This is a genomic window from Cyclobacterium xiamenense (assembly GCF_900109255.1).
Lineage (GTDB): Bacteria > Bacteroidota > Bacteroidia > Cytophagales > Cyclobacteriaceae > Cyclobacterium > Cyclobacterium xiamenense.
Window position 1 is genome coordinate 130037 of the sequence record NZ_FNZH01000006.1, and the last position, 14206, is coordinate 144242.

The 14206-nt window shown below is 51.6% G+C and carries 13 protein-coding genes; 4 read left to right on the forward strand and 9 right to left on the reverse strand.

Annotation, left to right across the window (positions count from 1 at the left end; all coding sequences use genetic code 11):
- Nucleotides 1–101: 101 nt before the first annotated feature.
- The 7 genes from BMW71_RS17845 to BMW71_RS17875 form a co-directional block, all read right to left on the reverse strand.
- Entirely contained in the window at nucleotides 102–1181 is a 1080-nt protein-coding gene (locus tag BMW71_RS17845) for a DegT/DnrJ/EryC1/StrS family aminotransferase (protein ID WP_092177173.1), read from the reverse strand.
- 302 nt (nucleotides 1182–1483) lie between these two features.
- Nucleotides 1484–2731 (reverse strand): hypothetical protein, encoded by a 1248-nt coding sequence (locus BMW71_RS17850; protein ID WP_092177176.1) that lies wholly within the window; start codon nucleotides 2729–2731, stop codon nucleotides 1484–1486.
- 3 nt (nucleotides 2732–2734) lie between these two features.
- Nucleotides 2735–3652, reverse strand: a complete 918-nt coding sequence (locus BMW71_RS17855; protein WP_143057675.1) for an O-fucosyltransferase family protein — start codon at nucleotides 3650–3652, stop codon at nucleotides 2735–2737.
- Nucleotides 3653–4651, reverse strand: coding sequence for a hypothetical protein (locus BMW71_RS17860; protein WP_143057676.1), 999 nt, complete (start codon nucleotides 4649–4651; stop codon nucleotides 3653–3655).
- Nucleotides 4652–4664: 13 nt separating this feature from the next.
- On the reverse strand, nucleotides 4665–5384 hold the full coding sequence (locus BMW71_RS17865; RefSeq protein WP_092177185.1) for a GNAT family N-acetyltransferase: 720 nt from the start codon (nucleotides 5382–5384) through the stop codon (nucleotides 4665–4667).
- A gap of 1 nt (nucleotide 5385) precedes the next feature.
- A complete protein-coding gene (locus tag BMW71_RS17870) occupies nucleotides 5386–6318 on the reverse strand; it encodes a glycosyltransferase family 2 protein (protein ID WP_092177187.1) in 933 nt (310 codons plus the stop codon).
- Nucleotides 6315–6836, reverse strand: coding sequence for a PaaX family transcriptional regulator (locus BMW71_RS17875; protein ID WP_092177190.1), 522 nt, complete (start codon nucleotides 6834–6836; stop codon nucleotides 6315–6317). Before BMW71_RS17875 ends, BMW71_RS17870 begins: the two co-directional genes overlap by 4 nt.
- Before the next feature lie 155 nt (nucleotides 6837–6991).
- Between BMW71_RS17875 and BMW71_RS17880 the strand changes: the two genes are divergently transcribed.
- A complete protein-coding gene (locus tag BMW71_RS17880; RefSeq protein ID WP_092177193.1) occupies nucleotides 6992–7231 on the forward strand; it encodes a hypothetical protein in 240 nt (79 codons plus the stop codon).
- Between the two features lie 102 nt (nucleotides 7232–7333).
- Here BMW71_RS17880 and BMW71_RS17885 read toward each other — a convergent pair whose 3' ends face one another.
- Entirely contained in the window at nucleotides 7334–8107 is a 774-nt protein-coding gene (locus tag BMW71_RS17885) for a 3-ketoacyl-ACP reductase (protein ID WP_092177196.1), read from the reverse strand.
- A 168-nt stretch (nucleotides 8108–8275) separates the two neighbouring features.
- Here BMW71_RS17885 and BMW71_RS17890 point away from each other — a divergent pair, with 168 nt between their 5' ends.
- The 3 genes from BMW71_RS17890 to hrpB all read left to right on the forward strand — a co-directional run bounded on the left by BMW71_RS17890 (nucleotide 8276) and on the right by hrpB (nucleotide 12558).
- Nucleotides 8276–9421, forward strand: a complete 1146-nt coding sequence (locus tag BMW71_RS17890; RefSeq protein ID WP_092177199.1) for a Gfo/Idh/MocA family protein — start codon at nucleotides 8276–8278, stop codon at nucleotides 9419–9421.
- Nucleotides 9422–9495: 74 nt separating this feature from the next.
- Nucleotides 9496–10005, forward strand: coding sequence for a DUF2911 domain-containing protein (locus BMW71_RS17895; protein WP_092177344.1), 510 nt, complete (start codon nucleotides 9496–9498; stop codon nucleotides 10003–10005).
- Between the two features lie 78 nt (nucleotides 10006–10083).
- Entirely contained in the window at nucleotides 10084–12558 is a 2475-nt protein-coding gene (gene hrpB / locus BMW71_RS17900; RefSeq protein ID WP_092177346.1) for an ATP-dependent helicase HrpB, read from the forward strand.
- 158 nt (nucleotides 12559–12716) lie between these two features.
- Here the strand turns inward: hrpB and BMW71_RS17905 are convergent, their stop codons facing one another.
- On the reverse strand, nucleotides 12717–14075 hold the full coding sequence (locus BMW71_RS17905) for a Gfo/Idh/MocA family protein (protein ID WP_092177202.1): 1359 nt from the start codon (nucleotides 14073–14075) through the stop codon (nucleotides 12717–12719).
- Nucleotides 14076–14206: the final 131 nt, after the last annotated feature.

The following is a 14206-nucleotide window of genomic DNA, read 5'->3' on the forward strand; positions in this document are numbered from 1 at the left end:
GGCTAGTCGAAAAATTGTAGCTATATTTTTGTCTTAGTACCGGTTTAACCCCATTTTATTATCCGGTGTGGTCCTCTATTGAACCAATTTAACTGACTGATTTATAAGTTATTCTGAACTCTCAGTAATAACCTCGCAACCATTCGTTGCTCTTCCTTTGTCAACGAATGGTACAGGGGTAAACAAATAACCCGCTCAGAAATGCGATCCGAAACAGGGCAAATTCCCTCGTTGAACCCAATATTATTCAATGCGGGATAAAAATACCTTCTACTTCCGATACCATTTTCCTCCAACAGGTGCATGCATTTTTTTAACAAAATCACGTCATTGAATATAATCGGAAAATACGCGTAATTGTAGTTCTCTAGTTGACTGGTCTCGGGATACCTCACCTGTAAGCCCTTCAATAGCTCTTTGTAGTATACAAACTGATTTTGCCTTTTCTTCCGAATTTCGTCCAAATAAGGAATAACCGCCAGCCCCATTCCTGCATGAAATTCCGAATTCTTTCCATTGATGCCAATCCCATTGAATTTTTCAAATCCATCGTGCCCGAAATTTCTTAAATAGGCCATCTTTTTTAGGATTTCCGGACATTTGGTCATTACAGCCCCTCCCTCAATGGTGTGGAAGAGTTTGGTCGCGTGAAAACTACAGGTGGAGATATCCCCGTATTCAAAGATCGATTTGCCATTTACCTGCACACCAAACGCATGTGCCCCATCGTAGATGACTTTCAGCCCATGCGCATCTGCTATCTGCTGTATGCGTTCAACTTCGCATGGAATTCCGTACACGTGAGTCGCTAAAATCGCCGAAGTATCGGGAGTAATCGCGGCCTCGATCAAATCGGGATCCATGGTCAATCTATCCTCTAAAATATCCACAAATACGGGCTTGCATCCCTCCCAGATAATCGAGGTGGTCGTAGCCACGTAGGAAAAAGGAGTGGTGATAATTTCACCCCGAAGTCCGAGGGCTTTAATCGCCAACTGAAGGGCAATGGTACCGTTCGACACAAAAAGCAAATGGTCCAGGTTCAGGTGTTCCTTGAGCTGGAGTTCCAGTTCATTGACAAGCGGGCCGTTATTGGTTAGCCAGTTTCTTTCCCAGATACCATCCAGGTATCGGTTGTACGCCTCCCGCGGAGGTAAAAATGGTTTGGTAACGGGAATCATCGTTCGTTTATCATTTTAGGTACGCTCAAACGAGCACAGGCATCAACTTTTCGGTATACTTCCGCAAACGAGGCAATACATTTTCGGCAGGTTCTTCATGAGCCTTGCATTAAAAATCGGTGCAATCGCACGAAATTTTCACCGTACATAGGTGCTGGATTTTGGCAACATAAAACCTATTCGGGTAAGGTAAAACTGGCGGAAATCATGCTGCATCCCGGCCGATCAGCTACCAAACCGGGATGAACCCTGCACTAAACCGAGGGGCAAATTGCCACTCGCTTTCCTGCACAAGTCCTCCCTCACATTGCTTCGTGTACATCCCCTTTCCAGCCCGCATACACCCTTTCAAACTCCTTTACCATACGTACCCCGTGTTCCGCAAGCAGATCGGGGGAGGAAAATTCGTCTACAAACCTGCCCAGAAATTGCCCCATACGCCCGGGGTGCTGCCGGCCAATGTCCTCGGTCAGATGCCGCACCTTGTGCCGGGGCAGGATTTCTACAAAGCCGGCAGCCAGGGCGGTAGGGATGATCATGTGCGAACCGTGTACCCCCATCACCAGATGACTCTGCCGGTGAATCTCATTCCAGCCTCGCTCCACTTCCAGATCAATCTGCTCCACCCGCTCGTCCGTCCAGCCTGCAGGAAGCCTACCCTGCTTGCCCAGGCCGGTGAGGTAAAAACGGGCCTCCGGAAGGGCTTCGCGGAGCTTTTGCCTCAGCCGTCCCAACAACCTGCCCTGCCGGTAGCACAGGATGCCGCGTACCCAGGACTGCAAACCAAACTTGATGGATGCCTTGTCGACCAGGGCAAGAAGCCGGCTATTCAACCAAAAGCGGTCGGAACGCCAGACAAAGGTTAGCTGCAAGGGGACCCGCATAAAGTCCTCCAGATCAAAGGGCCTGGCCTGCAGGATTTCTCCAAGATCCAACGCTGCTGGGTTTGGATGTACCGGAACCCGACTCAAGGCCACCGAACGAAACCGCGCAAACTGTTTCCTTACCCAGGCATCCAGTCCTTTTACGCCCTTGTGCAGCTCCTCCAAGGGCAGGTCTACCGACCAAATCTCCACCGTCGGATCCGTCAGCAGCCAGTGAAAACGGGAAGGCAACAGCACCGCCAGGGTTTTGGCTGGAAATTTCTTTTGTAGCAAATACACGTTCCAGAGTTTGGTAAACACGTGCCCAAAACACCCGTCCAGGCAGTTGACCACTACCAGGTCTCCTCCGGGATTTGCCTGCAACAGTTGCATGCCGGCCGCTACAGCGGTAGCCTCGCGCACGGAACGGATCAGCGGCAGGGCCATCCAGGAACCTTCCTTTTTGTCAAAGTGGGTAAATCTTCCATCCCGGCTAAAAGCAACGGGAAAAAGGGCGGCATGACCAATGGGCAAGGTCGCATAAAACGCCAACCCACAATCGGTACAGGCATGTTCTCCCAACACATGAGGCCCCTGAAAAAAGAGCGCTGTACCCGGCATTTCCTTTCCCGCACAGCGGGGACAGTCGGCGGTAATCGGATCGCTTTGCGGATACAGCTCAATCACTCCTTACCATTTTCGGATTCCCCACCGGTTTAGCAAGTAGGCCAGCAGCGTCTTTCGACGAGACCAGGCAGCCGCCCGGCTTTCTACCAGGGAATAGGGCAAGTCGGGCTGAAAAACCAAGGCTGCATAAGACAAATTCGAAGGGGATAGGATTAGCTCCTGGCAAAAAGAAAGCGACAGACAATCCAAAAGTGCTTGTTCGCCCAATAAAAGGCCAGTTTTTCCACTCCTATGATCGTGTACAGCTTGCTTGTCGTTAGATCGGTAAAAGTCATGTGCCAGTACCTTCTCTGGATACAACCGCTTCAGTGCTTCCAGAAAAACCGCATCATCCGTTGCCACAAACAAGCGGTCAAATTCCTGTATTTTTTTCTTAATTTTCAGCAGAAATACCTCCTCATCAACCGAAGGAACCTCTAAATAGTGATCCGTTCGCCGGGCATGTAGTCCTAAAACCCGGAAAGGTTTGAATTTTTCCTTTAGGGTTGCAATTTTTTCAGTCAGATTTTTCTGAAAGCGTATTTCAGACCGCAAGGTTTGATGCAGACTTCTAAGGAAACCCCGATGCCAAATTCTAAGTGGGTAGGTTTCGTACCTAAGGTTATAGACAGGAGAGCGATCTGGAGAAAGCGCTTGGGGTACCATCAACTCCTCCCAAAAATTGGTAGGAATTTCCTCCCCGGCATTGCTATAGGGATAAGTAGCGTTTGAAAAATCTACCTTGTATGGCAAACCGTATTTTATCGCGAAGGTCATTCCGTTGAGCGCTTGTATAAAAAGCGAGAAAAAACCTCTCATGCATCTACCATCCGGATGATCGTTGCAGTAAAATTCATCCTTAAAACAAGTAATGTGGTAGTAAGAGTCTTCCCTACGAAGTTGTGTTAGTCGTTCCCTATCCGGGGTGGATCGTTTGGGCATTTACCGGGGCGTTGTACGTTCTGCTTCGGCCAATTGCTTCCAGGCTGCGGTGGGTACCCGGTATTGTACCTGAGGGAAGGGCTCGGCGCCAAAGCTTTGTTTCCACCGAAAAAGAGACCGATTGATCGCACCGCCCTTTGGCTCATGGGAATGGCCAAAGTCCAGGTAGCGTTTTTTTCCGGCTACCTCGGTAGCCAGGTGGTATACGAGTAAATCCAGCGCATGCAACTCCCTGCCTCGGGCATTGCTTGCCAGATACTGGGTGTGCAGGCAGGTAGGTGTTTCGTACACCGTGGAGCCAGCCACCGGAGTTTCCGCTTCAAATACGGTGTATTGGTAAATTGAATCCGGATGCATGGACTTCAAGTAACGCATTTCTTCCCGGGTATGGGTGGGTTTCCTGCCGTAGCGTAGCAGCAGGTTGGGTACCAGGAGGTCATCCCAAAACTCGCCTACATCTTCCTGCAATCGTATTTCCAGGCCGGATTTGCCTGCCCGGCTAACGGTAGCTTTCCGCCCCTTGTGGGCCAGGACGAGCGGCAACACAATGGCTTGGGTTACTTTCATATCGATTGTCTCCGCTCCGGCCAGGTACATCAGGTAGGGAAGCGGGTCTGCGCATTCGCTTGCATACACGATTGGTGTTGGGTGGAGGACAAGTGCCGACACTCCCTGCTCCGAATAGTACTGCAGCAGGTGCCGGTAAAGCTGCATGGTTTGGTGAAACGAGCAGCCACGGTGAACAAGCCCCGCGTAGCTAAGCCCTCGGTGGGAATACACCTCGCTTCCTTCCCGGTGTGCGGGAAAAACCGCCAGGGGATGGTTCCTGGAAAAAACAAGTACCGATACGTCCCGAAAACGCTCCTCGTGGTATTCCAGGTACGATCGCCGATGCAGGAGGGTTGCGTTAGGAGCCGCAACCAGCACCTCCTGCCATGCGCTGGCAAACCGGGGGGAGTAGGGAACTACCTGTAGTCCTGTATCGGTATGTGTGATCAAGTAAGCGATGCTTTCATCCGGGGATTTCCGGCCGCCAGTGCGCAATCAAGGTTTCCTTCAGGGACTGAAATCCAGCACTTCGGTAAAATGCCATGGCCCGTTGGTTGGCTTTTTGCGTGGACAATCCCACTTGTACCAGGCCCGTGGCGTATACTTCCTGAAATACCTTGCGCATCAATTTTCTACCAATTCCTTTTCCTTGAGATTTGCCCTCTACGGCAAATAGGTCTACGTAGGCACGCCCCCGCAGCAGGCGAAAGGTGATAAAACCGAGGAGGCGGTCACCGTTTCGGGCCACCATCACCCGGTGGTTTTGGCTCGTGATGGTTTCCCACCAGGTACTATAGAGTTTTTCGTATTCCTTATTGGCAAGCAAGGGATCCTGCCGGAATCGGGAACATTGGCCGCTGGTAAAGACCAATTCCCGCAGTTGCTGCTGATCGGTATCGGAGAGCGAGCCGGAGAGATCCTGCTCACCTATCTCCACCTCGTCCAGATCCTCGGAATCGGCTTCCAGGTCCGATTTCAAAATCGCTTTCACCAGGTCCACCCGGGTACTGATGGGCGGCCAGCCTCCCAGCTTTACCAGGCCGGGCTTTCCCATTACGTAAATTAGCTGGTAACCGTGTGCTGCTGATTGGATGCGATCCATATCGGGAAGCGATTTTTCAAGGAGCAACTTACCAACCCGGTAACCAAACAAGGACGAATCAAAGGGTAAAAACTGTATCATATCAGGTTCGTTGGGCCACTACGTATAGCGGACGATTTTTGACCCCGTCGAATATTCTTCCTACATACAAACCCACGACTCCCAGCGTCATCAGGATAAGGCCCGACAACATCCAGATAGAAACGATCAGGCTTGCATATCCCTGTATCGCAATGCTTCCCGAGAAATACCGAAATAGGGTGACCAATGCAAATATAAACCCCATTAAGGCAATAACAAAACCCAATTTTACCGTTAAGCGCAGGGGCTTATCCGAAAAGGACAGCACAGCGTTTACCCCCAAATGAACCCTGGAGCGAAAGCCATAATTCGACTTTCCAGTGACCGAGTGCCCGTGTTGCACATCGAAGGTGCCCTGACGAAAACCCAGCCAATGGACCAGGGCAGGAAAATAGCGGATCGATTCCCGCATTTGCACCAGTTCCCCGATCACTTTTCTGTGGTAAATACCAAAATTACCAACCGCCGGATCTTGGGAAAAACCGCTCATATACCGAAAAACCCGATAAAATAGGGTTGAAAGCAACGTTTTATGCCAGACATCTTTCCGATGCATCCGCCTGCCCAATACCACCTCGTACCCGTGCTGGGCCTTGCTCAACAGGTGGGGAATCTCCTCTGGTAGATCCTGTAAATCGGCATCCATCACCACGGTCCATTCTCCAACCGACGCATCCAATCCGGCCGCGATGGCATGATGTTGTCCAAAATTTCGGCTCAACCGCAATCCCCGTATACGGGCATCGGTATCCGCGGCTTTTTGGATCAAATCCCAACTGCCATCCGAACTACCGTCGTCTACCAGAATCAGTTCCACTTGCGCACTTATCCCCTGAAGTACGGAACCCAGGCGCCGAATCAACGCTTCCAGGCTGGAGGCCGATTGGTATACCGGGATGACTACCGATAGAAAAATACCCGATTTTTCGTTCATGCCTCTTCTTTTTCAAATACCACTAATCCAGACAATGCTTCCTGCGGCACGAAGTCTTTTACCTCTACCCGTAATTTTCGCTGTATCTTTTCTTCGGTTTTTTTGATTAAAAAGTCCAGGTAGTCGGAATTAATCTCCTCCCCTACCAACAATAACTCAATTGTCCCGGAATCCTTGCCCCTGGCATAGTCGCCCAGAATGATGGCTTTTTTGACATTGCCCAGGTTGTGTACCACCTGCTCAATCAAGTGATCAAAGCCCAGGTACTTGCTGACGATGCTTCGGATTTCCTGGTACAAGGGATGGGATTCATTCGCCTGATAGCGCTTCGTCTTTCCGTGGTTTTGCCAGTGCAGCAGGCCCGCTTCAGACAGCCGGTTTAACTCGACCCGAACCGAATTCGTAGATTCGTTAAACTCATCCGCAAGGCCCCGCAAGTATCCGCGGTTTCCGGCATTGGAAAAGAACTTAACCAGTAATTTAATCCTCGTTTTGGAGGTGATCAGGGAATCCAGCAAGGGAAGGAAGTGCCGCTTAAAAAAGCGTTAAAACGATACGAAAAACGATAAAATAGCCATGAAATTCATTAAAGTAGCGACTGGTTGATTGGGTGCGGAAAACCGTATACAGCTTCGCCACGTGAGGCACAGGCTAAGAGTAACAAAATTACTCGATGAACCGAAAAAAGCAACTTTTCTTCTTCTTTTTATTTAAAGCACGGGTATTCGTTGTGGCGGCAGTTCTGGCAAACGCTCTGGGATTCCCGCTTCCCGTTCCGGCCAAAGAAGCCACAAAAACAGGGACCCACTACCGTGCTCCTTCGCAAACTGCGACGATGCTGGATATCGACGGGTCCAACTCTCAGCCTAAGGAAGCGGGCCTGCCAGCGCAGTACCCACTCACTCTATTTTAGCAGAACTCGCCGCTGCTGCTTCTGGAGAGAGACCGAAAAATTCTACCAAAACTCCGGACTATTTCCCAAGCAGCCAGCCCCTACCCGGAGACTGAGCCGCTATCAAAGTTTGCGCATGTGAAAGCCTCCATCTACGTTGATCACTTCACCGGTAGAATAGGGCAAAAACCCCCGAACCAGGCCCAATACCGCCTGGGCCACGTCGGCAGGTGTACCCCATCTGGGAATTGGCAGTCCTCCTTCCGCAATAAACCGATCGTATTTTTCCCTGGCCGCCGTGGTCATGTCGGTTTGGATGATACCTGGACGGATCTCGTAGACCGCAATCCCATGCGGCGCCAGTCGCTGCGCAAAAAGCTGGGTCATCATGCTCACCCCGGTCTTTGACAAACAATAAGGAGCCATGTGAATCGAAGCCGCATAGGATGTCAGCGACGCGATATTGATGATGCATGGGTTTCGCTCAGGGAACGCTTCCTTTTGCTGAATCATCCAACTAGCGATTTTTTGGGTAAGAAAAAACGGAGACCGTAAATTTGTATCCAAAACCCGGTCGTAGTCGCCTTCCTCCACTTCCAACAGGTCTCGTCGTTCCCGCACGTTGATCCCCGCATTGTTAACCAAGATATCCAGTCGGCCGGTACCGGCGGAAACGGTCTGAATCAGGTTCTCCCGCTGTTGGGCATCGGTGATATCACAAGGGACAAAAGCAGCCGTAGCTCCCAGCGCCCTGCAGGCCTGTACCGTTTCGTTTGCTTCCGGCAGCTTGTCGGCAAGAAAAAGCGAATACCCCTCCCTTGCCAATATCCGGGCGATTTCCTGCCCAATGCCCCGGGCGGCGCCTGTAACCAGTGCTGTTTTTCGATCCGTGTTCATGCGCTAAAAATAGGCATTCCCTACCAGCCTTTTGGTGGAAAATTGGAAAAATAGCCGTCGCCGGGAACGCTTTGCTGCCGGTCCTGCACCGGGAAAAGTGAGAGAGCATTGAAAAATACAAAAGTACCTTCTATCTTTAAGGCTATCTTTTACAATAAACCAATCATTATGGAAAAAGTACATGTAGCGGTAGTTGGCACAGGATTCATTGGCCCTGCCCATATCGAAGCGCTGAGAAGAAATCCCAATATCGAAGTAGCGGCGCTCTGTGAGGTAAACGAGGAATTGGCCCGGGCCAAAGCCGCGCAACTGGGCATAGCAAAAGCCATGGTATTTGAAGACATGCTTCGGGATGAATCCATTACCGCTGTGCATATCTGCACCCCAAACTTTCTACACTACGCCCAATCCAAGGCCGTTTTGGAGGCAGGAAAACACGTGATTTGTGAAAAGCCCCTGGCTACCAAAATAGAAGAAGCGGAAGAATTGGTAGCCCTGGCCAAAAAAACAGGCCTGGTCAATGCCGTTCATTTTAACCTGCGCTATTACCCCATGGTGCGGCAAATGAAAACCATGCGAGAAAGCGGGGAACTTGGAGACATTTACTCCATCATGGGTTCCTACCTGCAGGACTGGCTTTTTCTGCAAACAGACTACAACTGGCGACTGGAACCGGACAAGTCGGGAGACTCCCGGGCCATCGCGGATATCGGTTCTCATTTGCTCGATCTCACCGAATACGTCACGGGGTTGAAAGTAACGGAGGTCATGGCCGACTTTTCTACCGTGCACAAGACCCGCCTGAAGCCCCTTAAGGCCATCGAAACCTACAGCGGAAAAATGCTTCAGGAATCGGATTACGAAGAGGTGCCCATCAACACCGAAGACCATGCCACCGTGATGTTGCGGTTTGATAACGGCAACAAAGGATCGGTCACCGTCAGTCAGGTAAATGCCGGTCGAAAAAACCGTCTCAACATCGAAATCGCGGGTTCAAAGGCCAATTTCGAATGGTGCAGCGAGAAGCCCAACGAACTCTGGATTGGAAAACGAGAAACAGCCAACCAGCACCTGATGAAAGACCCCTCCCTTTTTAGCCCCGAGGCCGCCAAATTGATTGGTTTCCCGGGAGGCCACAACGAAGGATTTCCGGATACCTCCAAGCAAATGTTTAAAGAGGTCTACGCCGCGATCGCTGAAGGCAAGCAACCCGAAAAACCCAGCTTCCCTACGTTTGAGGACGGATACCGGGAGTTGCTGATTTGCGAACGCATCATCGAAAGTCATAAAAAACAGGCCTGGGTTAAAATTTAAGGTTGGAAAGACTAACCATCTCCTACCTTATACCGTTACGTATTTCAACTTCAAACCAAAAAATCAATACCAACATGAAAACATCAACCTTAAAAATGCTTGGTCTCTCCGGAGTACTTGTGCTAGCTGTTGTCTTTTTCTCCCAGGCTCAGGAAAGAGCCAGTCCCCCAAAAACTGCAGAAGGCACCGTTAATGGAGCGAAAATCACGGTAAATTACAGCAGCCCCGCCGTAAAGGGCCGCACGATTTTCGGCGAGCTCGTGCCGCTTGGCAAAGTCTGGCGAGCAGGGGCAAACGAAGCAACCATTTTCGAAACCAGCAAAGACATCCAAATCCAGGGGAAAACATTGCCTGCTGGCAAATACAGTTTCTTTATCATCCCGGATGAGTACAACAGTACCTTTATCTTTAACAAACAAACCGGGCAATGGGGCACCCAATACGACGAAAGTCAGGACGCCCTTCGGGTACAGGTACCCTCCGGCCAAACCCAAACCCTCACCGAAAATCTGATCTACGACATCGTCGCGGACGGCATGGAGGTGAAATGGGAATACGGACGTGCCAAAGCAACCATCAAGTAAATTTCCTTGCCTACGGCCGGAAATCCATTTTCGGCCGTAGGTTACTTTTTTAGCCAGAATTTTCCTTCCCCACCTGTCTTGAAGTCATTCCCTTCCCTACCCATACTGGAAGTCCTTCCCCGGCTGAAGGCTTTGTTGCAAGATCAGCCTTCCCTGTTGCTACACGCACCACCCGGTGCCGGAAAAAGCACCCTCTTGCCACTCACCTTGCTGGAAGAAAGCTGGCTGGCAGGTAAAAAAATCTTGTTACTGGAACCACGCAAATTGGCTGCAAAAACGGTGGCCCAGCGCATGGCACAGCTGCTGGGCGAATCCCCAGGCGAACGGGTGGGATACCGGGTACGTTTTGATACCTGCGTGGGAAAAAACACCCGCATCGAAGTCATCACGGAAGGAATTCTTACCCGCATGATGCAAGCAGATAATTCGCTGTCCGATACCGGGCTGGTGATTTTCGACGAGTTTCACGAACGCAGCATCCATGCAGACCTGGGCCTGGCGCTTTGCCGCGAGGTACGGCAGGTACTCCGACCGGACCTGAGATTGCTCGTCATGTCGGCTACCCTGGATAGCCGCTTGCTGGCCGAAAAGCTGCAAATTCCCTTACTGGAAAGCCTGGGAAGGCAGTATCCCGTCGACCTGTGCTACTGCGAAGGGACCGACCTCTACGCACTCCCCTCCACCATAAGCTCGGTGATTGGCGATGCCCTTGCCAATGGAGAAGGGGACATCCTGGCCTTTCTTCCGGGACAGGGGGAAATAAAGAAAACCGCAAAAATACTCCAAACACGCTACCCGGAACTGGCAATTCTTCCCCTATATGGACAGCTGCCGTTTGGTCGACAACAGGCAGTCCTGCTGCCGCACCCGGAAGGAAAGCGTAAAATTGTTCTGGCCACCGCCATTGCCGAGACCAGCCTCACCATCGAAGGCATTCGGATCGTGGTGGACGGGGGATTCATGCGAAGCTCCCGGTACAACCCCAATTCCGGACTCAACCGGCTGGAAACCCTCCCCGTCACCCAGGATACCGCCACCCAACGAGCCGGTAGAGCCGGACGCCTGGGGCCGGGAACCTGCTACCGTCTGTGGAGCCGGGCCACTCAGGACAAATTACTTCCGTTCCGGGAACCGGAAATACAGCAAACCGACCTCGCCTCACTGGTCTTGGAGCTGCACAAATGGGGCATTTCGGACTTCAGGGAATTGGACTGGATTACCCCTCCTCCACAGGGACATTGGGAGGAAGCCGTAACGACCCTGGAGCACCTGGGCGCCCTCGAATCCGGAAAAATCACGCCTCATGGAAAAGCCCTCCACGCGTTTCCCAGCCATCCCAGAATTGCCCACTTGCTGGTGGTTAGTCAGGAACTCGATCTACAGGCGCTGGCAACCGATCTGGCTGCGGTGTTGGAGGAAAAAGATCCCCTGCCCGCAGGAACAGGCCTGGACATCAACCTGCGAATAGAGGGCTTGCGCCGCTTTCGGCAAAGCAGCCGGGGTCAGCAGGAGTTCCGGAAAATTGAAAAAGCAGCCCAATCTTTCCGGCAATTGATCGGTATACAGGCCGCAAACGGAGCGGTAGACCCCCACCAAACGGGGTTGCTACTGGCGCAGGCTTTTCCGGAGAGAATTGCATCCGCACGACCGGGAAATCAGGGCCTATTCCAACTGGCCAACGGGAAAATGGCCAGCATGGAACGCAGAGACGACCTGGCCAGGGAAACCTGGCTCGCCATCGCCCAGGTAAACGAACGCGATCGAACGGGGAAAATCTTTTTGGCATCTCCCCTTTCCCCAAGTGACCTGAGACCCATGGTCAAAATACGGCCCAGAATCTACTGGGATGCCCAGGAAGAGGCAGTGCAGGCAGTAGAAGAATGGAAAATCGGACAAATTCTGCTGCAAAAAAAGACCATCCAGTCCCCCGATCCCGAGGCAATTCAACAAGTGCTCCTGGAAACTCTCGCTAATTCAGGAGAAAAATGGCTGCCGTTTGACGAGGCGGTCATCCAATGGCAAAACCGAATTCTCAGCCTTAAAACCTGGAATCCGGATGCCGATTGGCCGGACGTGCGCACCGATCAACTCCTGGCCTGGGCGGAAACCTGGCTTGCTCCTTACCTGAAGGGGGCACGCACCGCAAGCGACCTGAAAAAATTGCCCCTACGTGAAATCCTCCGGCATAGCCTCAGCTTTTCGCAACAAGCGGAAGCAGACAAGCTCGCACCCGAACGCATCCAATTGCCGAGCGGGTCCTGGGGTGCTATTCGGTACTTTTCTTCGGGAGAACCCCCGGTATTGGCGGCCCGCTTGCAGGAACTATTTGGGTGGAGACAGACCCCACGAATTAATGCGAATCGCGTGCCGTTACTGCTGCACGTACTGTCTCCGGGATACAAACCGGTTCAGGTGACTCAGGACCTGGAAAATTTCTGGAACCAAACCTACCACGAAGTTAAAAAAGAACTGAAACGCAGGTATCCCAAACACCTGTGGCCCGAAAACCCCTGGGAAGCGCAAGCCGTTACGGGGGTTCCCCGGAGAAAATAAGTCCACCCGTTTGTGGACCGGATCCGTGTCTTCCTGAAAATACCGATCTCCTTTAGGACGTACGCTTGCTACCACCGGCGTACTTACCTGCGGCCTACCCCTCCTACGAAGGACGTGGGAATAAAAAAGGCACCATAGAGGTGCCTCTTTTGAGTTTTTTACAATCGGTATCCCGGTCTATATGCCCGATGCAGGTGTTTTTCTGCCTCCGGATCGTTGACAAACTGCTCGGTATCCGGATCCCAATTCAAAGGCCTGCCCAGGTCGTATGCGATATTACCCAGCGTACAGGTGACACAGGTGCTGTGGCCGATCTCTACCGAAGCAATGGGATCTTTTCTTCGCCTCACCGATTCGATAAAGTCGATGTAATGATCTTTTGATCCACCTCCCTGCAGGCTTTCTCCTTCCGCAAGTGACGGATACAGGGAAGGGTCCGATGCCTCGTAATGCGAGCGGGATACTTCGATCCAGCCATCTTTGCCAAAAAACTTGCATCCCCTGGTTTCTTTTTTGTCAAAGGGCTGCTCGGTTATTGTTACACCATTTGGGTAGGTAAACGTGAGGTATTCGGTATCCTGATACCCTGCCGGGATAATGGAAACCGGTCCTTTACGGTCCATTCCAATGGCCCATTGGGCAATATCAAACATATGGGCACCCCAGTCCGTGGTCAATCCACCTCCGGTTTCTTTGTACCAGCGCCATCCGCCCCACATTTTCTCGTTTTCCGGTGGATCCAGAGAAATGGGCGGATTCAACTCGTGGTTAAAATGAATGGGGGCATTCAGCGGACCGAGCCAAAGGTCCCAGTTTAGATCAGCCGGCACCTCTTCCTTGGGCAGGTCAAATGGTTTCGGAGGACCACCCACGCAGGCATAGACCTTGCTAACCGGGCCAATTCTCCCTTTGTGCACCATTTTAACCGCATGCTGAAAATTGGCAAACGAGCGCTGCATGCAGCCGGTCGCCAGTACTATATTATTGGAACGGACCGCTTTGATCAATTCCTGTCCCTCCCGAATGGTATAGGTAAGCGGTTTCTCCAGATAAATGTCCTTTCCCGCCCTGCAAGCATCAATGGAAATCAGCGCATGCCAATGATCCGGCGTGGCAATAACCACCGCGTCCACATCTTTTCTGGCCAAGAGATCGTGGTAATTTTCGTAAACGGCCACCTCCACGTCCCGGTTATGCTCCTGGTAATAGGCAGTTGTCCGGTTTAAAAAACGTTGTCGTTTTGCCCCGTACACGTCGCATCCGGCGATAACTTCAATGTCTGGGAGGGCAATAAAGTTGCTCAACAACCCGTTGGCTTGCCGCCCTAGCCCGATAAAACCCAACCGAAGCGTTTCTACCCCTGTTTTTCCTGGCTGCATTGGCTGATCCATAGCTCCCTCCACCAATGGACCTCTGGCGTAACTGGCCTGGTTCAACATTCCCATGCCTGCTGCTCCCAGCAGGCCCGTTCCCATAAATTTTCTTCGGGAAAGTAGGTTCTTTTTTTTCTTGTTCATGATACTCGATTTATTGCTTGACTTTTCTATTAACTGAAACGTACCGATGGAGGGCGAGCAACGGTGGCCGCTTCTTCGATTTTTCGGGGCTGTAGTACGGAATCCAGTCTCCTATTCCCATTTTCTCGAGA